General features: G+C 63.9%; 20 protein-coding genes. 3 read left to right on the top strand and 17 right to left on the bottom strand.

Translation table 11 applies throughout. The features are described from left to right. Window positions 1–4: 4 nt before the first annotated feature. Genes ABIB80_RS07725 through ABIB80_RS07710 form a run of 4 tightly spaced genes read right to left on the bottom strand, consistent with a single transcriptional unit; the run spans window position 5 to window position 3,772 of the window. Window positions 5–811 carry an ABC transporter permease gene (locus tag ABIB80_RS07725; RefSeq protein ID WP_007596380.1) on the bottom strand — a complete coding sequence of 269 codons (807 nt, stop codon included), beginning with the start codon at window positions 809–811 and terminating at the stop codon, window positions 5–7. Then, window positions 808–1,683 (bottom strand): ABC transporter permease, encoded by an 876-nt coding sequence (locus ABIB80_RS07720; protein ID WP_354127179.1) that lies wholly within the window; start codon window positions 1,681–1,683, stop codon window positions 808–810. The genes ABIB80_RS07725 and ABIB80_RS07720 overlap by 4 nt, the downstream gene beginning before the upstream one ends. Further along, a complete protein-coding gene (locus tag ABIB80_RS07715; RefSeq protein WP_007596383.1) occupies window positions 1,680–2,714 on the bottom strand; it encodes an ABC transporter ATP-binding protein in 1,035 nt (344 codons plus the stop codon). The genes ABIB80_RS07720 and ABIB80_RS07715 overlap by 4 nt, the downstream gene beginning before the upstream one ends. Before the next feature lie 23 nt (window positions 2,715–2,737). Beyond that, complete coding sequence (locus ABIB80_RS07710) at window positions 2,738–3,772, bottom strand: ABC transporter substrate-binding protein (RefSeq protein ID WP_007596385.1); 1,035 nt, start codon at window positions 3,770–3,772, stop codon at window positions 2,738–2,740. Window positions 3,773–4,045: 273 nt separating this feature from the next. Here ABIB80_RS07710 and ABIB80_RS07705 point away from each other — a divergent pair, with 273 nt between their 5' ends. After that, on the top strand, window positions 4,046–4,945 hold the full coding sequence (locus ABIB80_RS07705; protein ID WP_007596387.1) for a LysR substrate-binding domain-containing protein: 900 nt from the start codon (window positions 4,046–4,048) through the stop codon (window positions 4,943–4,945). Between the two features lie 194 nt (window positions 4,946–5,139). Here ABIB80_RS07705 and ABIB80_RS07700 read toward each other — a convergent pair whose 3' ends face one another. The 9 genes from ABIB80_RS07700 to ABIB80_RS07660 all read right to left on the bottom strand — a co-directional run bounded on the left by ABIB80_RS07700 (window position 5,140) and on the right by ABIB80_RS07660 (window position 14,117). Further along, complete coding sequence (locus ABIB80_RS07700) at window positions 5,140–6,513, bottom strand: amidohydrolase family protein (protein ID WP_007596388.1); 1,374 nt, start codon at window positions 6,511–6,513, stop codon at window positions 5,140–5,142. Continuing rightward, window positions 6,510–8,093: an ABC transporter substrate-binding protein gene (locus ABIB80_RS07695; protein WP_007596390.1), complete on the bottom strand. Its 1,584-nt coding sequence runs from the start codon at window positions 8,091–8,093 to the stop codon at window positions 6,510–6,512. The genes ABIB80_RS07700 and ABIB80_RS07695 overlap by 4 nt, the downstream gene beginning before the upstream one ends. A gap of 225 nt (window positions 8,094–8,318) precedes the next feature. Beyond that, on the bottom strand, window positions 8,319–8,975 hold the full coding sequence (locus ABIB80_RS07690) for an aspartate/glutamate racemase family protein (RefSeq protein WP_007596394.1): 657 nt from the start codon (window positions 8,973–8,975) through the stop codon (window positions 8,319–8,321). An 8-nt stretch (window positions 8,976–8,983) separates the two neighbouring features. Next, entirely contained in the window at window positions 8,984–9,868 is an 885-nt protein-coding gene (locus ABIB80_RS07685; protein ID WP_007596396.1) for a polysaccharide deacetylase family protein, read from the bottom strand. Then, window positions 9,855–10,670 (bottom strand): ABC transporter substrate-binding protein, encoded by an 816-nt coding sequence (locus ABIB80_RS07680; RefSeq protein ID WP_007596398.1) that lies wholly within the window; start codon window positions 10,668–10,670, stop codon window positions 9,855–9,857. The genes ABIB80_RS07685 and ABIB80_RS07680 overlap by 14 nt, the downstream gene beginning before the upstream one ends. Window positions 10,671–10,685: 15 nt before the next feature. Next, window positions 10,686–11,450 (bottom strand): amino acid ABC transporter ATP-binding protein, encoded by a 765-nt coding sequence (locus ABIB80_RS07675; protein ID WP_354127178.1) that lies wholly within the window; start codon window positions 11,448–11,450, stop codon window positions 10,686–10,688. After that, a complete protein-coding gene (locus tag ABIB80_RS07670; RefSeq protein ID WP_035993541.1) occupies window positions 11,447–12,304 on the bottom strand; it encodes an amino acid ABC transporter permease in 858 nt (285 codons plus the stop codon). Before ABIB80_RS07670 ends, ABIB80_RS07675 begins: the two co-directional genes overlap by 4 nt. Continuing rightward, complete coding sequence (locus tag ABIB80_RS07665) at window positions 12,301–13,125, bottom strand: ABC transporter substrate-binding protein (protein ID WP_007596404.1); 825 nt, start codon at window positions 13,123–13,125, stop codon at window positions 12,301–12,303. Before ABIB80_RS07665 ends, ABIB80_RS07670 begins: the two co-directional genes overlap by 4 nt. Before the next feature lie 35 nt (window positions 13,126–13,160). Continuing rightward, on the bottom strand, window positions 13,161–14,117 hold the full coding sequence (locus tag ABIB80_RS07660; protein ID WP_007596405.1) for an N-carbamoyl-D-amino-acid hydrolase: 957 nt from the start codon (window positions 14,115–14,117) through the stop codon (window positions 13,161–13,163). Between the two features lie 151 nt (window positions 14,118–14,268). On the opposite strand from ABIB80_RS07660, the gene ABIB80_RS07655 reads away from it, so the two are divergent. Beyond that, window positions 14,269–15,201, top strand: coding sequence for a LysR family transcriptional regulator (locus ABIB80_RS07655; RefSeq protein WP_007596406.1), 933 nt, complete (start codon window positions 14,269–14,271; stop codon window positions 15,199–15,201). 17 nt (window positions 15,202–15,218) lie between these two features. After that, complete coding sequence (locus ABIB80_RS07650) at window positions 15,219–15,938, top strand: type 1 glutamine amidotransferase (protein ID WP_007596407.1); 720 nt, start codon at window positions 15,219–15,221, stop codon at window positions 15,936–15,938. A gap of 110 nt (window positions 15,939–16,048) precedes the next feature. Here ABIB80_RS07650 and ABIB80_RS07645 read toward each other — a convergent pair whose 3' ends face one another. The 4 genes from ABIB80_RS07645 to ABIB80_RS07630 form a co-directional block, all read right to left on the bottom strand. Further along, window positions 16,049–16,516 (bottom strand): nuclear transport factor 2 family protein, encoded by a 468-nt coding sequence (locus tag ABIB80_RS07645; protein WP_007596408.1) that lies wholly within the window; start codon window positions 16,514–16,516, stop codon window positions 16,049–16,051. A gap of 77 nt (window positions 16,517–16,593) precedes the next feature. Continuing rightward, a complete protein-coding gene (locus ABIB80_RS07640) occupies window positions 16,594–17,025 on the bottom strand; it encodes a YbgC/FadM family acyl-CoA thioesterase (RefSeq protein WP_354127285.1) in 432 nt (143 codons plus the stop codon). Continuing rightward, complete coding sequence (locus ABIB80_RS07635) at window positions 17,003–17,461, bottom strand: DUF3768 domain-containing protein (protein ID WP_354127177.1); 459 nt, start codon at window positions 17,459–17,461, stop codon at window positions 17,003–17,005. Before ABIB80_RS07635 ends, ABIB80_RS07640 begins: the two co-directional genes overlap by 23 nt. 214 nt (window positions 17,462–17,675) lie before the next feature. Further along, complete coding sequence (locus ABIB80_RS07630; RefSeq protein WP_354127176.1) at window positions 17,676–19,091, bottom strand: hypothetical protein; 1,416 nt, start codon at window positions 19,089–19,091, stop codon at window positions 17,676–17,678. Between the last annotated feature and the right edge of the window lie 150 nt (window positions 19,092–19,241).

The following is a 19,241-nucleotide window of genomic DNA, read 5'->3' as shown; positions in this document are numbered from 1 at the left end:
TCTCCTATCGCCCTGTATCGCCCTTGCCGGCGAGCACGCGGTCGAGCCCGTAGAAGCGGTCGAGCAGAATAAGGGCGGTCATGGTGATCGCGATCACGCAGGCCGAGACCGACGTCACCAGCGGATCGATGTTGTCCTGGATGTACAGAAACATGCGCACCGGCAATGTTTCGGTGCCGGGTGCCGCGAGGAAGACGGTCATGGTGAGATCGTCGAAGGACTGGATGAAGGCGAGTGCCCAGCCGCTGATGACGCCGGGCAGGATCAACGGCAGCGTCACGCGGCGGAACAGCGTCCAGCCGCCGGCACCGAGCGAGACCGCCGCCATCTCGACCGACAAATCCATGCCGGTCGCCGCCGCAAGCGTCAGCCGCAGCGCGAACGGAAACACGATGATGACATGCGCGATGATCAGCGCGGCAAAGCTGCCGCCGAGGCCCGCCGACGTGAAGAAGCGCAGGAAGGCGATGCCGAGCACGATATGCGGGATCATCAGCGGCGAGAGAAAGAGGGCCGCGAGCGCATCTCGACCGCGGAACCGATAGCGCGCGATCGCGAGCGCCGCCGGTACCGCGAATAATAGCGCGACGAACGACGATAATGCGCCAAGGCCAAGGCTGACCCAGAAAGCATGGACGAATTCGGGATAGTTGGCGATCGCCCTGAACCAGCGCAACGAAAAGCCGTTGGTCGGCAGCGACAGGAAGCCTTCTGGCGTGAACGCGACGAGGCAGACGACGAGGATCGGTGCCACCATGACGATGACGAAGACGATGTGGAAGATCAGCGCAAGCGGGCCGTTCCGGCTCATCGGAACACCTCCGCGTAACGACGCTCGATCAGTGCGTTGCTGCCGACGACGATTAAGACCAGCGCGGCCAGCAGCAGCGTGGCGACCGCCGCACCCAGCGGCCAGTTCAGCGTGTTGAGGAACTCGTCATAGGCGAGCGTCGCCGCGACCTTGAGCCGGCGGCCGCCAATGATGGCGGGCGTCGCAAACGCACTGGCCGAGAGCGAGAACACGATGATCGCCCCTGACAGTACGCCCGGCATGATCTGCGGCATGATGATGCGGCGGATTATGGTCACAGGGCCGGCGCCGAGCGACAACGCGGCATTCTCGATCTGCGGGTCGAGACGCTGCAGAGCCGCCCACACCGACAGCACCATGAACGGCATCATCACGTGCGCAAGCGCGACCACCATCCCGGTTTCAGTGAACATGAAGGGGATGGGCGCGCGGATCAGCCCGGCCGACATCAACAGCTTGTTGACCAGCCCGTTGTTACCGCCGAACAGCAGCGCCCAGCCGAGCGTCCGCGCCACCACGGAAATCAGCAGCGGCCCCAGGATGACCAGCAGGAAAACGCTCTTCCAGCGTCCGCCCATGCGATTGACGATGTAGGCTTCGGGTGCACCGAGCAGCGCGGTGAGCAGCGTGGTCAGGATCGCGATGCGAAACGTCCGCCCGAACATCTCGGCGTAATAGGGATCGGTTGCGATCTCGTGCCAGTTCTTGAGGATGAAGACCGGCTCGATGCCCTTATACTGGCCCCAATCGTGGAACGACAGCATCACAGTCATTGCGAGCGGAATCAGGAGCACGCCGATGAACAGCATCAAAGCGGGCGCGGTCAGCGCCCAGGGCGTGCGTGCGTTTCGTTCCTCGGCGGAAGCGCTCATGCGACGCCCCTCACGCCCATGTCCTCCGGCCGCCAGGTGAGGTGAACTGCCTCGCCTTCGGCCGGCTGCGACCGGCCGTCATTCTGGCGGATCACGGTCGCCGGGCCACATTCGCTCTCGCACTGGAACAGCCAGTGATTGCCCTGGAAGATGCGCGTGACGATCTTTGCACTGAGGCCTGCGTCGCCAAAGTCGATCCGCTCGGGGCGAATGCTGATGGTGACGGGACCATTGCGCCCGGCAGGCGCAGGCGCACTCCACGAGCCGGCGATCAATCGCGCAGGCGCACTCGCCCGATCTATCGTCGCGGCAAAGTCGTTGGTCTTGCCCAAAAACTGCGAGACGAAGGCCGAGGCCGGCTTCTCATAGGTCTCCTGCGGCGTGCCGATCTGCTCGATCCGGCCCTGGCTCATCACCACGATACGGTCGGACAGCGACATCGCCTCGTTCTGGTCGTGGGTGACGAGGATCGTGGTGGTGCCGATGGTGCGCTGGATCTGGCGCAGCTCGATCTGCATCTCCTCGCGCAGCTTGGCATCGAGATTGGATAGCGGCTCGTCGAGCAGCAATACGCTCGGCTTGATCACCAGCGCGCGCGCCAGCGCCACCCGCTGCTGCTGGCCGCCGGACATGCGGCGCGGGTGACGATCCTCATAGCCGGCAAGCCCGACCATCGCGAGCGCGGCGCGGACGCGCTCGGTCCGTTCGCCACGCGGTACGTTGCGCATCTCGAGGCCGAAGGCGACATTCTCGGCCGCGGTCATGTGTGGAAACAGCGCGTAGCTCTGGAACACGATGCCGAGCCCGCGTTTGGCCGGATGGATCGCGGTCAGGTCCTTGCCCTCCAGGCGGATCGTGCCGCGCGTCGGATCAAGAAAGCCCGCGATCATCTGCAGGGTCGTGGTCTTGCCGCAGCCGGAGGGGCCGAGAAAGGAGACGAACTCCCCCTTCCCGACGGCGAGACTGAAGTCGTCGACGACAGTCTGCGCTCCGAATTGCTTGGCGACCCCTTCGAGCTCGAGATAGGCCATCGCACTGTCTCCGGTATGACCGATCAGCGTTCGACCTCGCGATTCCAGCGCTTGGTCCATTCCTCGCGCTTCTCGTTGATGACGGTCCAATCCGGATTGTACAGCTTTGCGGCGCGCTCGCCGATCGGCGCCATCTTGCCGAGCTCGGGCGGGATGATCAGCGATTTCAGCACCGGGCCGTAGCCGTAGTCCTTCAGCATCACGAGCTGGATCTTGGGTTCGAGCAGCATCTTGACGAAGCTGGACGCAAGCGGCGAGGCGTTCGGCTTGGTGATCGGACAGGCGGTGGTCAGCAGCGTCGCGGCCCCCTCCTTCGGATAGACGAAGTCTACGGGGAAGCCGGTATTGGCAAAGCTCTGCACGCGGCCCGTGCCCCACACCGCGATCACGGCCTGGCCGGACTGAAACAGCTCGGTCATCTTGCCCGGCGACGGCTCATAAGCGAGCACGTTCGCATTGATCTGCTCCTTGAAGATCTTGAAGCCGGAATCGACATTGGACTCGCCGCCGCCATTCATCTTCGACAGCATCACCAGCGCTTCGAGGCCATAGGTGTTGTTGATCGGCGGAATCACGAGCTGCTTGGCGTATTTCGTGTCTTTCAAATCGTTCCAGGAGGTCGGCGGCGCCCAGCCCTTCTCTGCAAACACCTTGGTGTTATACATCAGGCCGGTGGCGACGATGCCGATTGCGACCGCGCGATCGTCCTTGAAGCGGGCGGTGTCATAGAGATCGGCCGGCAAGCCCTCGAGCTTGCCGCAGAAGCCGAGCTGGATCGCCTGGTACATCGGGCCGTCGTCAACGATGGCGACATCGATCTGCTGGTTGCCCTTCTGCGCCTGGAGCTTGGCCAGCGTGTCGGTGGAATTGCCGGCCACGTACTCGACCTTGACGCCGTTCTCCTTCTCGAAGGCCGGGATCACCTCGTCGCGGATGGTCTTCTCGAACGAGCCGCCATAGCCGGCGACGTAGAGCGTCTTTTGCTGGGCCGTGGCGACCGACGGGGCGGCGATGAGAGTCGCGATGCTGACCGCTGTCAGAAGGCGAAAAGTCTTCATGTGGTCCGATCTCCATACCGGGATGAGGTGACGTGCCGACGTGTCTCGTTGGCTGAACCTTCCGCATTTCCTTCCGCGCGAATCCCGCGTCCGACCAGGGCTCCGGCCCCTGTTCGACGGGTTTTGGCGCGATCCGGAGGTTTGAACCCCTCCAATCTGCCGAAAAAGCGGGCCGTCTCCAGCTCTGATGAAAAAGATCGCAAACTCTGGCTTCCATCGTCCAATGAATAATGGCAGCCTCTGCATGCCCAAATGTTATGAATGGAAATCAGGATGGCGCGGATCAATTCGCGGCAGGTGGAGGCCTTCCGGGCGACGATGCTGACCGGCAGCGTGACTGAGGCGGCGGCGCTGATGACCGTGACGCAGCCGGCGGTCTCCCGGTTGCTGCGCGACCTCCAGGCGCTGTTGAAGATGGAGCTGTTCGAACGGCGCGGCACCGGCCTCGTGCCGACCGCTGCGGCCATGGCGCTCTACACCGAAGTCGAGCGCTCCTTCGTCGGCCTCGAACGCATCACCGCGGCAGCCGAAGAAATCCGCGGCCGCCGCACCGGCTCGCTGCGGATCGCGGCACTTCCAGCATTGTCCAATGGCTATTTGCCGCGGCTCACCGGGCACTTCCTGAAGGAGCGGCCGAACCTCAACCTCGCTTTCTTCGGCGTGATCTCGCCGATCGTGGTCGACTGGGTACTGAACAATCAGTGTGACGTCGGCTTTGCCGAGGTGCCGATCGCGCATTCGGGCCTTCCGAGCCAGAAGCTGCCGGCGCCGGCGCGCGTTGCAGTGCTGCCCACCGGTCACCGCCTCGCGGAAAAGGAAGTTTTGCAACCGCGCGATTTCGAGGGCGAGACGTTCATCTCGTTGTCAGCGGGCTCGTCGAGCCGGCATCTCGTCGACCAGGTCTTCCATCGCCACGATGTCCGCCGCGTGCTCAGGGTCGAGACCACGCTGTCGGAGATCATGTGCGGCATGGTGTCGTCGGGGCTCGGCGTTGCGATCTGCGATCCTTTCACCGCGCAGGAATTTTCCACCCGCGGCGTCGTCGTGCGCCGCTTCCTGCCGCGCATCGACTTCGAATTCTCGGCGGTCTTTCCGGCGCAGCGCAGCCCCTCGCCGGTGGCGCTGGATCTGGTCGAAACCATGCGCAAGGCGCTGGCGGAGTTCGAGGATTAGAACGCGTTTGGGTTGAAGCGATTTCGCCACGGGCTCGCTGCAACCTCTCCCGCTTGCGGGGGAGGTCGGCGCGAAGCGCCGGGTTGGGGCTCTCTCCTGATCGGGAGTTTCCCAGTATGGAGAGAGCCCTCTCCCCTCCCTCTCCCGCAAGCGGGAGAGGGAGCGCACCTTCTTCGTGGCTCCCAGGAGAACGCTCAGCCGTTAAACGCGGCCTGTGCCTCCGGCAGGTCCCAGATCTTGCCGATCGCAGCGGTCCCGGCAGCTGTGATCGCCGCCTCGTCAGCGCCGAGATAACGGCCAGCATCGACCAGCATGCGGCCGTCGACCATGACCTGATCGATATTGGCGCGATTGGCGAGCGCGATCAGCGCGCGGCGCGGGTCAAACAGCGGTTGAAGATGCGGATGGGTGAGATCGACGATCGTGAGGTCGGCGGTCGCGCCGGGCTCGATGCGGCCGAGGTCAGGCCGATAGATGACATCGGCGGCGATTGCCGTGTTCGCCTCGATCAATTCGGGTGAGTTCGCGACATCGGCCCGCGCTGAGGTGATCTTGGAGATCAACGACGCGGCATTGAGTTCGCCGAGCAGGTCCATGTTGTAGCCATCGGTTCCGACCACGGTGCGAACGCCGTGTTCCGCAAACCGGCTGAACGCGGCGGTGACGCCGGTGCGCGCGAACACGCGCGGGCAGTTGAGCACCGTCATACCGCGCGCGGCCATCAGCTTGAGATCGTCGTCGGTGCTGAACATGCAGTGCGCCGCCATCAGATCGGGCGCCAGCAGGCCCAGCCAGTCGAGATATTGCGCCGGCGTGCGGCCGCCATAGCGTTTGCCGATCGTTTCAACCTCGGCGCGACTCTGCGCCATATGGGTCGTGATGGGCACCCCAAGCTCGCGCGCCCGCGTGGCGCAGGCTTTCAAGAGATCGGGGCCGCAGGTGTCGGTGGCGTGTGGGCTCATCGCAAGGCCGATGCGACCGTCGCCGCGATTGTTCCAGCGTTGGTAGAGCGCATCCCAAGTCGCCATGTCGGCGGTGCCGTCATCACCGGAATAGTGCACGACGCCATCGGGGCCGGCCTTGGCGTCCGAGGTCGAAAACAGATAGGGCGCACCGTAGAAGCGGATGCCCATCTCTTCTGCCGCGTCGAACATCTCCGGAATCGAGTTGCGGAACGGCTCCATCACCGTGGTGGCGCCGCCCTTCAGGAGTTGAAGAATGCCGAGCCGCGCGACCGCCATACGCTCTTCCGCCGACAAGATATCGGCGCCGCGCTTGGTCAGCGGCAGCAGCACCGTGTAGACGATGCTCTGGTTGTTCTTGCGGCCATTGCCGTCCTCGGTGTGGCTGCGCGCCACCGCTTCCGAGAAGCAGTGATTGTGCAAGTTCAACAGGCCCGGCAGCACGAAGCGGCCGGGGCGGTCATGCACCTCGTCAGCCTGCGGCTTGTCGCGCGTGACCGCGGCGATGGTCTTGCCTTCGATCAGGACCCAGTGGTCGCGCAACACGTCCTGCGCGCCATCCTTGCGTGACAGCACATAGCTGCCGAAAATTGCTGAGGTGCTCATGCGGGGCGTACGTTCCAGAACACGGCGGTGCCGTCGAGAATGCCGGTGATAGTTTTGCGATAGGCAGTCGGCTGCTTGTACAGGCCGATCGGAATATAGGGGATTTCCTGGAAAGCCACCGCCTGGATCTCGCGGCAGATGCGCTGCTGCTCGGCGAGCTCCGAGGCCGCGAGCCATTGGCTGCGCAGGCCGGCCATCTTCTCACTCGCATACCAGCCGGCGACCTTGCCCTCGCCGCGGATGTTGGTGTTGCCGGCCGGATTGAGCCAGTCGATGCCCTGCCAGTTGCCGACCGCGGCGCTCCAGCCGCCCTGCCCGATCGGGTCCTTCTTGAGCTGGCGCTGCAACACCACGGCGAAATCAAGTCCGGCATATTCCACGTTCATGCCGGCCTTGCGCAAGGAATCGACGGCGATCTCGCCGAGCGGCTTCTGCGCCAGTGAGTTGGTGGGGACGAGCACCACGATCTTCTCGCCATTATACCCCGCGGCCTTGAGGTCGGCCTTCACCTTGGCGTAGTCACGCGGGCCGCGGAACACGTCGAGGCCAACCTCGCTCGCCATCGGCGTATTCGGCGCGAAATAGCCGATCGGGGAGACCTGAAAGTTCGGGTCGGTACCGGCCACCGCGGTCATGAAGGCGGATTGATCGATCGCCCCCAGGAGCGCGCGGCGAACGGCAGGGTTGTCGAACGGCGGCTGAAGATGATTGAGGCGCAGCATACAGGCATAACCCCGGGGATCGAGGATGCGCGTTTCGATGTCGCCGGCAGCCTTGATGATCGGCAGCAGGTCGTGCGGCGTGGTCTCCTGCCAGTCCTGCTCGCCGGTCTGCAACGCAGCGACGCCGGTGCCGGCATCGGGCGTGGTGGTCCAGACCACCCGATCGTAATGCACGATCTTCGGGCCCGCGGTCCAATCCGGCTTGCCATCCGTGCGCGGCTGATAGCGCTCGAACCTGGCATAGGCGTTGCGCGCACCCTGCACGCGCTCGTCGGCGAGATAGCGGAACGGGCCGCTGCCGATCACTTCGGTCAGCGGCTTGAACGGGTCCTGACTCGCGAGCCGCTCCGGCATCATGAAGCACGCGTTGATCGCGGCCTTGCCGAGCGCCTGCGGCAGCAGCGGGAATGGACGCTTGAGGCGGAAGCGGATGGTGCGGTCGTCAGCGGCCGACAACTCGTCGGTCGCCTCCATCAGCTCACCGCCAAAGCCGTCGCGCGAGGCCCAGCGGCGAATGCTGGCAACGCAGTCCCGCGCAAGCACGCGCTCGCCGTCGTGCCAGAACAGGCCGTCGCGCAACGTCAGATCCCACTGGAGTTGGTCACCGGAGATCGCGTGGCCCGACAGCATCTGCGGCGAGACTTGCAGGGAGGAGCTCATGCCATAGAGCGTGTCGTAGACCATGAAGCCGTGGTTTCGCGACACTTGTGCCGTGGAATAGATGGGGTCGACGAAGGCGAGGTCGATCACGGGAATGAAGCGCAGCGTGGTCTGGGATTCGGCGCGGACGATGCCCGGGAATGACAGGGCCGGCACAGCGGCTGCGGCCCTAAGGAGCGAGCGGCGAGAGATAGGCATTACGGGTGGCTCCTGTGTGACGCGATGTCCAGCCGCAGCGTCGGTGCGCCCCCTCCCCCGCTTGCGGGGGAGGGCTGGGGAGAGGGTGCCTCCGCAGGCGAGGACCCCCAAGAGGAGAGAGCCCTCACCCGCGCGTTCGGCGCGACCTCTCCCGCAAGCGGGAGAGGTTGCAGCCAGTGCGCGGCCAGAACGGTGTCAGAAAAGCCAGACCTCATCACTTGCGTCTCATCCGTTGAGCAAGACGGCACCGATCGCGGCCGCGACCGCCTGTTGGGCCGGCTCGACCACGGGAACGCCGATGGCCTCCGCAATCGCTGCGCGATGCGAAGCCATGCCGGCGCAGCCCATCACCACGACATCGGCGCGGCATTGGGTGACCAGCGCGCGGCCGGCTTCGATCAACCGTCCCCGGATGTCCGCGCCTGCCGTCTCCGCCGCGCTCGCGCCGACCGACCAGCTTCCGGCATAACGGCTATCGACGCCCATCACCCGCACCATCCGCTGCTGGCGGCGAATGCTCGATGGCGACAGCGCGATGATTCCGAAACGTTCGCCCAGCATCAGCGCGCGAAAGATGCCGCACTCGGCGATGCCCATCACCGGGCGGCCGCCGGCGGCTTCACGCACCGCATGCAGGCCGGGATCGCTGAAGCAGGCGAGCACGAACGCATCCGCATTGTCGCGCGACACGCGGTTGACCAGCGGCATCACGACGCTGTCGGCATCGCGCTGCGAGCTGATGCCCGGTGGCCCCTCGGCAAGGCCAACCACCTCGATGTCGGGCCCACCGGCGATGCGCAGCGGCGCGACCGCGTCGTCGATCGCCGCCGTCACCGACGCGGAGGAGTTGGGGTTGATGACAAGGATGCGACGACGGGTCATGGCTTTGCCTAGCGGTTGCTGGCCTCGTGGCGCAGAAAATTTTCCGCGATCTTCTCGCCGGTCGTGATCCAGACGTCGGGGCACGACTTTGCGTAGGTCAGGAATTCGCGCAGCAGGCGCAGCCGCATCGGACGGCCGCTGCATTGCGGATGCAGCACCGTCGTCACCATCGCGCCCCAGTCTCTGGTTTCGTCGAGCTCGTCCTTCCAGATCGAGAGCACATGTTCCTTGGGGAAGATCGAGCGCGGGCTGAAGCGCGCGGAGAGCCCGTGCATCCAGTCGTCATAGCTCGCCGTGACCGGCAGCTCGATCGTGCCGGGCTTGCCGTCGGCAAGGCGATGGCGATAGGGCCGAACGTCATCACGGAAGGAGGACGTGTAGACGATGCCATGACGCACCAGCGCGACGCGCAGCTCCTCGGTGAACTCGCCGTAAGGCGCGCGATAGCCGGTCGGCCTGACACCGAGCCGGCGCTTCAGCGCCTCGAAGCCGCGTTCCAACTCCTCCTCGATCCAGGGATCGCCGGGATCAGGCAGCAAGTGATGATAGCCGTGATGGCCGATCTCGTGACCGGCCTTGAGGATGGATTCCGCCATTGCCGGATGCGCGTCGACCGACCATCCCGTAACGAAGAAGGTCGCCTTGAGATCGAGCTGGTCGAGCAGCTCCAGGAGTTTCGGCGTGCCGACGCGCGCCTCATAGCCGCCATAGCTCATGGTGATGAGCCGCTGCGCATGTACCGCGTCCTTGCTGGTCCAGGCGCTCTCGGCGTCGACGTCGAAGGAGAGGAACATCGCCGATTTGTACGGCTTCGGCCACGGGTATTCCGGCGCGGGATCCGCGGTGTTGGCCGGAACGAGCGGGATGCTCTTGAGTGCCTTACTGTCCAGCATTGATGGTTGCCTTCTCTAATCCGTTGTCGTTCAGTTTCCACTTGGCAAGCAGGGTACGATAGGTGCCGTCAGCGATCAGCGCATCGAGCGCCTCGACCACCGCCTGCTGCAACGCCTTTTCCTTGACCGGCAGCGCGATGCCCGTGAACTGCGTCGCGAAGGGCTCGCCGACCGGCGCATAGGTGCCCGGCTCGAGGTCCATCAGATAGGGCAGCGTTTCGTTGCCCTGCACGGCAGCGTCGATACGGCCCTGCCTGAGCTGGTTACGCGCATCGGCCGAGCCGTCGGTGCCGACGAACTGGATCGAATTGCTGCCGCAATTCTTCTGGCTCCACTTGTCGATCTCAGCCGGAAACATGGTCCGGCGGCTGGCGCCGACCTTCTTGCCGCATAGCGCCGCCATGTCCTTGAACTCGGACGCGCGGGACTGCTGCACGAAGAACTTTGGACCACTGCGCAAATAATCGACGAAGGACGCGATCTCGTGCCGGCTCGCATAGTCGGTGAAGCCGGACAGAATGGCATCCACCCGGCCCGTCGAAATCGACGGCATGAACTCGGCAAAGCTGGTCTCGGTCCATTCGATCTTGACGCCAAGCTTGCGCCCGAGCGCCTCGCCGAGGTCGATATCGAAGCCCGACAGCGCGTTGGTGGCGGGATCGCGGAACTCCATCGGCGGATAGTTCGGCACCACCGCCACCTTGATGCTGCCGCGCTTGGCGATCTCCGCCGGCAGCTCGATGGCCATCGCCGAGACACTCATGGCACCGAACAGCGCCACAGCTACCAAAAGTCTCTTCATCAACACGTCCCCATTTCAGATCACTGCCGAAAGAAATGCCCTGGTGCGCTCTTCGCGCGGCGCGCCCAAGACATCGGATGCGCGCCCCTGCTCGATGATCGCGCCCTGGTCCATGTAGACGACGCGATCGGCGACCTCGCGTGCGAAGCCGAGTTCGTGCGTCACGACCATCATGGTCATGCCGCTTCGCGCCAGCTCCTTCATGACCGCCAAGACCTCGCCGACGAGCTCGGGATCGAGCGCGCTGGTCGGCTCGTCGAACAGCATCAGCATCGGCTTCATGGCAAGCGCGCGGGCAATCGCGACGCGCTGCTGCTGGCCGCCGGAGAGCTGGGCGGGATACGAGTCCGCTTTGGCCGACAATCCGACGCGCCGCAGCAGCTCGATCGCCTCCGCACGCACCTCGTCGGATTTTCGGCGCTGGACCTGGAGCGGACCTTCGGTGATGTTTTCGAGCGCGGTCTTGTGTGGAAACAGGTTGAAGCGCTGGAACACCATGCCGGTCTTCAGCCGCTGCCGCCCGATCTCGCGTTCGCTGAGCCGATGCAGCCGGCCGCCCTGCTCCCGCACGCCCAAGAGCTCGCCGTCGAGCCAGATGCCGCCACTGTCGATCGCGGCGAGCTGGTTGATGCAGCGGAGCAGCGTGGTCTTGCCCGAGCCGGAGGCGCCGATCAGACACATCACCTCGCCGGGCCGGATGTCGAGCGAGACATTTTTGAGAGCCTGAAACTCGCCAAAACTCTTGCTGACGGAGCGGATCGCGACGAGGGGTTTTGTCATCGCGCGAGCCGCAACGTGCCGCGCGCAAAACGGCGTTCGAGCAGCATCTGGAGCGGCGTCAGGACCGAGACGACGAGCAGGTACCAGAGCCCGGCCACGATCAGGAGTTCGATCACGCGCGAATTGGCGTAGTAGATGTTTTCGGCGTTGTGCAGCAACTCCGGATACTGGATGACGCTGGCGAGCGAGGTCGCCTTCACCATGCCGATGAACTCATTGCCGAGCGGCGGGATCACCACTCGCATCGCCTGCGGCAGCACGATCCGGCGCAGCGCACGCAAGCGTCCCATGCCGATCGCCTGCGCCGCCTCATATTGCCCGATATCGACCGACAGCATGCCGGCGCGCATCACTTCGGAGGTATAGGCACCCTGGTTGATGCCAAGCCCGAGCAGCGCGGCAAGGAACGGCGTCATGACGTCGACGGCGCGCGCGCTCCACAGGCCGGGAATGCCGATGGTCGGAAACACCAGCGCGAGATTGAACCACAGCAGCAGTTGCAGGATCAGCGGCGTACCGCGGAATAACCAGGTGTAGCCGGCGGCGACGGTCTTCAGCACCGGATTGGGCGACAGCCGCATGATCGCGACGACCACGCCGAGGAAGATGCCGAGCGCCATTGCCAGAACCGCCATCACCATGGTGTTGACGATGCCTTCCAGAATGACCTTGACGGTCAGGAAGCGGCTAACATACGACCATTCGATCTGGCCGCCCGCGAAGGCGCGAACGATCAATGCGAGCACAGCAACGATCAGCGCTGCGCTGAGCCAGCGAAACCAATGCGGCTTGCGCGCGATCCGCATCCCCGACAGATCGGGAAAACCCTCCGCGAGTGCCGGTGCCGGCATCATTGCGCCGCCGCGTTCAGCATGGGCTGGGCGACCGCGTTGGCGCCGAGACCCCATTTGTCGAGGACAGCCTTGTAGGAGCCGTCGGCGATCATCGCGGTGAGCTTCTCGGTCACCACCTCACGCAGGGCCGCATCGTCCTTGCGGAACATGATGCCTTGATATCCTTTGGCAAAGGGCTCGCCGATCACGCGGTATTTGCCGGGCTCCTGCGTCTGCGCATAAGGCAGCGTCTCGCTGCCTTGTACGGCGGCGTCGATGCGGCCCTGCTTGAGCTGGTTGCGGACGTCGATCGAGTTCTCGCCCGGCACGTACTGGATCGCCGGCTTGCCGGCCGGCTCGCAATTCTGCTTGCTCCACTTCTCGATCTCGACCGGGAAGCTGGTGCTGCGGGTGGTCCCGACCTTCTTGCCGCAGAGATCGGTCGCAGCTTTGGCTTCGTTCTCCGCCATCACGAAGAACTGTGGGCCGGTCCCGAGATAATCGACGAAATCTGCGGTCTCGCGCCGCGAGGCGCGATCGGAGATGCCGGAGATGATGAAATCGGCGCGCTTGGTCTGAAGCGACGGGATCAATTCGGCGAACGGCGTCTCGCTCCAGACGATCTTCACGCCGAGGCGCTTGGCGAGATCGTTCGCCAGATCGACGTCGAGCCCGACGAGCTCATTGGTCGCGGGATCGCGATATTCCATCGGCGCGTAAGTGGAGTTGACCGTGAGCTTCAACGCGCCCGCCTGCTTGATCTCGGCCGGAAGCTCCGCCGCCTGCGCGGACGTCGCGGCCGCCAGCGCTGCGATGCCGAGGAAATACGAGAGGCGCGTCATATCGGCTCCTTTGCCAACGTTGTTGGAACATCCTGTCAGTCCGCGTCGAGAACCGCGGGTTCGATGACGCCGGCGCGTTCGGTGATTACCCTGTATTGCTCCGGCCGCCGGTGCGCGGCGAAGTTGAACATCTTGTCCTTGCCCTGGCGGCAGAGGTCGAGATCGATGTCGGCGACGATCACCTCGTCAGTCAGCGTTGCGGCCTGCGCCACGATGCGGCCATTGGGATCGACGATGCAGGAGCCGCCGATCAGCCCGGAGCCGTCCTCCTCGCCCGCCTTCGCCACCGAGATCGCCCAGGTTGCGTTCATGTAGGCGTTGGCCTGCGTTACCAGCGTAGAGTGGAAGGTCCGCAAGGAGGCATCTTCCGTGCTGCCGCCATTGGGATCATAGGCCGCCGAATTGTAGCCGATGCAGACGAGCTCGACGCCCTGCAGGCCAAGCACGCGCCAGGATTCCGGCCAGCGGCGATCGTTGCAGATCATCATGCCCATGATGGCGTGGGCCCAGGCCGAGCCGGAGCGGAAGGCCGGAAAGCCGAGATCGCCATATTCGAAATAGCGTTTCTCGAGCTGCTGGTAGCGCGCACCTTGTCGCGGCTCGACCGAGCCCGGCAGATGCACCTTGCGATAGCGGCCGAGCAGCTCGCCATCGCGGTCAACCAGGATGGCGCAATTGTAGCGCCGTCCATCCGGCGTCAGCTCGGCATAGCCGACATAGAAGCCGACGCGCAGCGCACGCGCACGGTCGAACAAGGCGGCGACGTTCGGGTTCGGCATGCCGCGTTCGAAATAATGGTCGAGCGCCTCGCCTTCGAGCAGCCAGCGCGGAAAGAAGGTCGTGAAGGCAAGCTCGGGAAACACCACGAGGCTGGCGCCGCGGCCGGCCGCCTCCTCCAGCAGCGCGAGCATCCGCGACAGCGTATGCTCGCGTGTATCGGCTTTTTGCGTCGGCCCCATCTGTGCGGCGGCGGCGCGAAGGACACGAACCAAGATTGCCTCCAATCTGTGCGCAGTGCCGCCTCAATGGGCGGATGAACCCTTTGATGCGACGTGCAAATCCGCTGCCATTACGCGGAAGCGGGGCTGCAAAATCAATTCGTTCTGCTATGATGTTTTGGCCCAGAGTATAATCGGCAGTGATATGAACCTGCGTCAGCTCGAGATTCTCCGCGCCGTCATCCGCCACCGCACCACGGTTGCGGCCGCTGACGAACTGGCGCTGTCGCAGCCCGCCGTCAGCAACGCGCTGAAGACGATGGAGGCGCAGGCGGGTTTTGCGCTGTTCGAACGCGTCAACAACCGGCTGTTTCCGACCACGGAAGCGATGGCGCTCTACAAGGAGAGCGAGGCGATCTTCGCGCTGCACGCAAAGCTCGAGAACCGCGTGCGGGATCTGCGCGAGAACCGCTCCGGGCATCTCGCGCTGGTCGCGACGCCGCCGCTCGCCTACAGCATCATCCCTTCGGCACTGTCAGCCTTCCTGCGCCGCCGCCCGGAGACGCGGGTGTTCTTCGACGTGCGGCGCTATGAGGGCATCATCGAAGGCGTGCTCAACCGCGTCGCCGAGCTCGGTTTCGCGCTCGGGCTGACACATCATCCGGGCATAGCCCATGAGGTGGTGCACACCGGCGAGATGGTGTGCGTGCTGCCGCCGCAGCACCCGCTCTCCGACCGGCCCGTGATCTCGGCCGCGGACCTGTCCGGCCTGCCCTTCATCGGGCTCGAGCGCGGCACGCGGCTTGGTGAGGCCGTGCGCGACAGTTTCGCACGCGCCGGCGCGCCGTTCCAGCCGACCGTCGAGGTGCGCTACTGCAACACGGCCTGCGTGCTCGCCGCCGCCGGCGTCGGCGCCGCCGTGGTCGATCCCTTCTCGCCGCGGCAGAACGGCGGGACCGGCCTCGTCGTGCGGCCGTTCGCGCCGACGACGCACGCGGTGGCCTATATGCTATGGTCGGAAGCCGAGCCGCTGTCGCGCCTGGCCAAGGCGTTTCTCAACGAGGTCCGGAAAGAGAGTGTGCTGCTGGAGCGCACAGCGCCACACCAGCAACATGGGTCAGAAAGCGACCAAGCTTGAGCTTTACCAGAGGGCGCATGGCACGCATCACTATCATCGAGACCGGGCAGGTCCCACAGAAATATCGCGAGCGCCACGGTTCGTTCCCCGACATGTTCAAGCGCATGGTCCGCGCTGAGGATCCGACAGCCACGATCGACATCGTTAGCATCCCGAGCGGCGATGCGCTGCCCGATCCGCGCAATTTGGAGGCGGTGCTGATCACCGGCGCCGCCGCCGGCGTCTATGACGGGCTCGACTGGATCGCGCCGCTGGAAGATTTCGTGCGCACGGCCTACGCCAGCAGGACACCGATGGTCGGCATCTGCTTCGGTCATCAGCTGATCGCGCAGGCGCTCGGCGGCACCGTACGCAAGTCGGAGAAGGGCTGGGGCATCGGCCGGCACGTCTATCAGGTGCTGCCGGACAACGGCGTCGTCGACGGCGAAGCGGTCGCCATCGCCTGCTCGCATCAGGACCAAGTGATCGAGCCGCCCAACGATGCGCTGACGATCCTCTCCTCCGAATTCACCCCGCACGCCGGCCTGCTCTACGCCAACGGCGCGACGCTCACCGTGCAGCCGCATCCGGAGTTCGACGTGGAGTTTGCGCAAGTGTGCTGCGAGCTGCGCGACGGCAAGGCGCCGGACGCCGTCGTTGCCACGGCGAAGGAGTCGCTGGCGGAGCCGATGGACCACGCCAAGCTTGGTGGGGCGATTACGAGATTTCTGGCGCGCAGGCCCATCTCCTCATCCTGAGGAGCGCGCCATTTGCGCGCGTCTCGAAGGATCGAGGCCCCGCTACAGCAACGGGGGCCCGCATGGTTCGAGACGCCGCTTCGCGGCTTCTCACCATGAGGCTTGAAATCTCAGAACGGATCGGTTCCCAACCCCGCCACATCCGCCGGCCTCGGCCCCGGTGCCGGCCAGTGAAACCGCCGGTCCTTCTCCGTAATCACCACGTCGTTGATCGACGCTTCGCGCCGCCGCATCAGGCCGTGCTCGTCGAACTCCCACTGCTCGTTGCCGTAGGAGCGATACCACTGGCCGCTCGCATCGTGCCATTCGTACTGGAAGCGCACGGCGATGCGGTTTTCGTCGAACGCCCAGAGGTCCTTGATCAGGCGGTAGTCGTGCTCCTTCTCCCATTTGCGGGTGAGGAATGCGACGATGGCTTCACGCCCCTGAAACATTTCGGAGCGATTGCGCCAGCGGCTGTCCTCGGTATAGGCGAGCGAGACGCGCACCGGGTCGCGCGAATTCCAGGCATCCTCGGCCATGCGGGCCTTTTGCGCTGCGGTCTCACGGGTAAAGGGCGGAAGCGGCGGGCGCGACATGAGGACCTCATCGGTTGGCGGGAGTGCAATCTATCGCCGCGCGCGGGGGAGTCGAGGGGCCGCCCGCTATCGCCCGATCACGAAATCAGATCAGCCTTCATCAAGGCGCGGATCGATTTCGGGATCGGCTGGGCGCGGCCGCCGCTGATGAAGGCGACGCGTACCTCGGCTTTGACCAGCACGTTTTCCCCGCGCCGCACCTCCTGCGCCAGCATGATCGAGGCGCCCTTTACCGCGACCGGCCAAGTCACGACATCGAGCACGTCGTCCATCCGGGCAGGCTTGAGGAAATCCAGATGCATCGAGCGCACCACGAAGGCGAAGCTTGTGTCTTCCGCCTCGGCCTGCTCGAACAATGCCTGCTGCTCGGCGCCCATCAGCCGCAGATGATTGGTCCGTCCGCGCTCCATGAAGCGCAAATAGTTGGCGTGATAGACGATGCCGGAAAACTCTGGCTTGCCGAAATCGCAACACAGCGCCTTGATTTCATTGGGGCGTTGGAGGGCTATAGCGTAAACAACCGTAGATTTCTACGTCCCTTCCAGCGCGACCCGCAGCACCTTCGGGATTCCCGTCAATGGCGTCGAAGTCGTGCTCGCCGTGCGGATCGTTATCCCGCGTGAAGCTGTCGAACCTGCGCACCGCTTCGAGCAACTCGGCCAGACGATCCGGTTCGAGGCAGGTCATGCCCCGGGGTAAGCAGGACGTTACAGCCAATGACAGGTTGCGCCGGAGACTGTCGTTAAGGCTGTGGATTTTATCGGTTTGGGTGTCGTTGAGCATTTGAGTTTCTCCCGTTGTTATCGGCTGCGCCATCGCGGCTGGTCGGGAGAATTCGAGGGCGGCAGGACCGAGCGGGCAGGCAAGGAGGCTCCGCCCGAGGGCTCCCGTCTTTGGCATGCGGGTGGCGGTCTCGTCCGCCGTTGGTTTCAGCGCTTCGATCACGATCAGACGTTCTCGCGGGGCACTCATCCGAGGATGTTTTGTGACTCAGGCGTGACCCCGGTGGTCCTTCCACCTTCTCGCGAGAGGGTCATGCCAAGTAAGCAGTCGTCCGTGAACAAGGTTCACCTATCGGCGCTATCGCTGCGATGCTGGCCATCGTGGCTATCCACGACGCTCTCCGTCGCGATGGTAAGCCAGCACGAGCGAAATGGTTCTACGGCCTCGATGCCGGGATCGCCTGTCCGAGGATCGAATAGAGAATCTGTTGGTCAATGGCGGACGTAGGTCCGGCGCTGGACCCAGGGGTGGGGCGCCCCATACTTAGGATCAGAGTATTTGTATCCTTGCGCGTGCCTGAAAGGAAATTTCCGGAGGTGGGTGCGGTCACCCGCACCAATTTCCAGGTCGGTGTGACGCCTCCCGTCAGTGTTATATAGAAATTGACTGTTTCACTTATGGTTGACACCGGATCGAAGACCGCCGGGCCTTCTCTCTTCTTTGCCTCTTGAATCTTCTTGGTCTCGACCAAACAGGTGAGCATGGCATCTCTCATCGTATTGGTGGCGACGATGACCTTGTCGCGGGCCTCGATCAATTTTTTAAGATCAGCCGCGGATTGCTCTGCGGCTTCTTTCAATCTTTCCTCGTCGGCTTTGGATGGCGGTGCGGCAGTCGGCCGGTCGGAAGCGAGTTCGGCTGCTTTGTCGATGTTGATTACGAACGTCGAAACGTTGGCTGATTGTGCAATGGCCTCAAATTGCGCTTCAGCGACCGGCTTTAGACACGATCCGTCGAGCGCTCCCTGCGCAATACTGTAACGAGGCTTCACCACATTGTTTATGATGGCCTGCGTCTTCGTCTCGATGCGGGTGGCTTCGGCCGAGTTCGCAAGAATCTGTTTGATCCGTTCCGCGCTTTCATTCTTCGGCGACGGTGTCTCCTTCAGTTCCTGGGTGGTCTTATCCGCCAGGTCAGGAATGTTGAATTTCTGAATGAGCTGAGTTGAGAATTGCCTCATCTTTTCGGACTGGGCCGCAATCGTTCGTATGGAATCCTCAGGTATGGCTTTCGGATCGACCTTTCGCCGTTCGGCAACGATTGTCGGGAGGTCCAGTTTGGGAATGGCAGGAGGCGGCGACGCGCCCGGTCCAAAATTGTTGCCTGGTCGCAAGACGCCGGTCTCGACGGGCTTAAGAGCCGCGTCAACGAGACGGTCTAGACCCAGGTCGCTCTCAAGCAGCAATCCGGGCTCCGGATGACAGAAGTCGTAGAGCCCGGTTTTCAAACGTCCGCTGTCGTTCTCCGCATCGAGATCCTTAAAGGACATAAGAAACTCTACGTCCTCCTGCCTGATCGCTTGCGTCGTCAAGCCACCTCCCGCGCCGATCGTGAAGGTTTGGGCGACGTTGTTCACCGTACGGAGTGGCTGCGTATACGAGGCCCCCGGATTGATCTGGAAGCTATCGTCGATGGCGACCGTCAGTCGAATCTTGGCGGCCCACGAGCGCAAAAAGAGGAAGGGCTGCCGCCGTTCGGGTAGCTTTTCTTCCGGAAAGAGGGTGTACGCCTTATCCAGAACAGCCCTGTTAAGGTCGCACTTAATCCGTTTGACGACAGCATTGACGTCCACGGCAGCGATTCCATCTCGGCGCGGGATTTGCACGCAGCCACTGGCGGCGCATGCAAAAACAATTAGCCCCGAGGCAGTAGCAAGCAAAATTGTACGCAAGGTGAGGCCCCCCGGTCCCACGTCCCGAACGAATGTAAAACTGTTCAATAC

It is taken from the genome of Bradyrhizobium sp. i1.15.2 (assembly GCF_040548425.1).
GTDB classification, from domain to species: domain Bacteria; phylum Pseudomonadota; class Alphaproteobacteria; order Rhizobiales; family Xanthobacteraceae; genus Bradyrhizobium; species Bradyrhizobium canariense.
This window is presented reverse-complemented; position numbering and strand designations above follow the sequence as displayed.

Bases quoted from the DNA above. Each gene is read 5' to 3' on its own strand.
- ABIB80_RS07725 (WP_007596380.1), bottom strand. From the start codon at position 811: ATGAGCCGGAACGGCCCGCTTGCGCTGATCTTCCACATCGTCTTCGTC.
- ABIB80_RS07720 (WP_354127179.1), bottom strand. From the start codon at position 1,683: ATGAGCGCTTCCGCCGAGGAACGAAACGCACGCACGCCCTGGGCGCTG.
- ABIB80_RS07715 (WP_007596383.1), bottom strand. From the start codon at position 2,714: ATGGCCTATCTCGAGCTCGAAGGGGTCGCCAAGCAATTCGGAGCGCAG.
- ABIB80_RS07710 (WP_007596385.1), bottom strand. From the start codon at position 3,772: ATGAAGACTTTTCGCCTTCTGACAGCGGTCAGCATCGCGACTCTCATC.
- ABIB80_RS07705 (WP_007596387.1), top strand. From the start codon at position 4,046: ATGGCGCGGATCAATTCGCGGCAGGTGGAGGCCTTCCGGGCGACGATG.
- ABIB80_RS07700 (WP_007596388.1), bottom strand. From the start codon at position 6,513: ATGAGCACCTCAGCAATTTTCGGCAGCTATGTGCTGTCACGCAAGGAT.
- ABIB80_RS07695 (WP_007596390.1), bottom strand. From the start codon at position 8,093: ATGCCTATCTCTCGCCGCTCGCTCCTTAGGGCCGCAGCCGCTGTGCCG.
- ABIB80_RS07690 (WP_007596394.1), bottom strand. From the start codon at position 8,975: ATGACCCGTCGTCGCATCCTTGTCATCAACCCCAACTCCTCCGCGTCG.
- ABIB80_RS07685 (WP_007596396.1), bottom strand. From the start codon at position 9,868: ATGCTGGACAGTAAGGCACTCAAGAGCATCCCGCTCGTTCCGGCCAAC.
- ABIB80_RS07680 (WP_007596398.1), bottom strand. From the start codon at position 10,670: ATGAAGAGACTTTTGGTAGCTGTGGCGCTGTTCGGTGCCATGAGTGTC.
- ABIB80_RS07675 (WP_354127178.1), bottom strand. From the start codon at position 11,450: ATGACAAAACCCCTCGTCGCGATCCGCTCCGTCAGCAAGAGTTTTGGC.
- ABIB80_RS07670 (WP_035993541.1), bottom strand. From the start codon at position 12,304: ATGATGCCGGCACCGGCACTCGCGGAGGGTTTTCCCGATCTGTCGGGG.
- ABIB80_RS07665 (WP_007596404.1), bottom strand. From the start codon at position 13,125: ATGACGCGCCTCTCGTATTTCCTCGGCATCGCAGCGCTGGCGGCCGCG.
- ABIB80_RS07655 (WP_007596406.1), top strand. From the start codon at position 14,269: ATGAACCTGCGTCAGCTCGAGATTCTCCGCGCCGTCATCCGCCACCGC.
- ABIB80_RS07650 (WP_007596407.1), top strand. From the start codon at position 15,219: ATGGCACGCATCACTATCATCGAGACCGGGCAGGTCCCACAGAAATAT.
- ABIB80_RS07645 (WP_007596408.1), bottom strand. From the start codon at position 16,516: ATGTCGCGCCCGCCGCTTCCGCCCTTTACCCGTGAGACCGCAGCGCAA.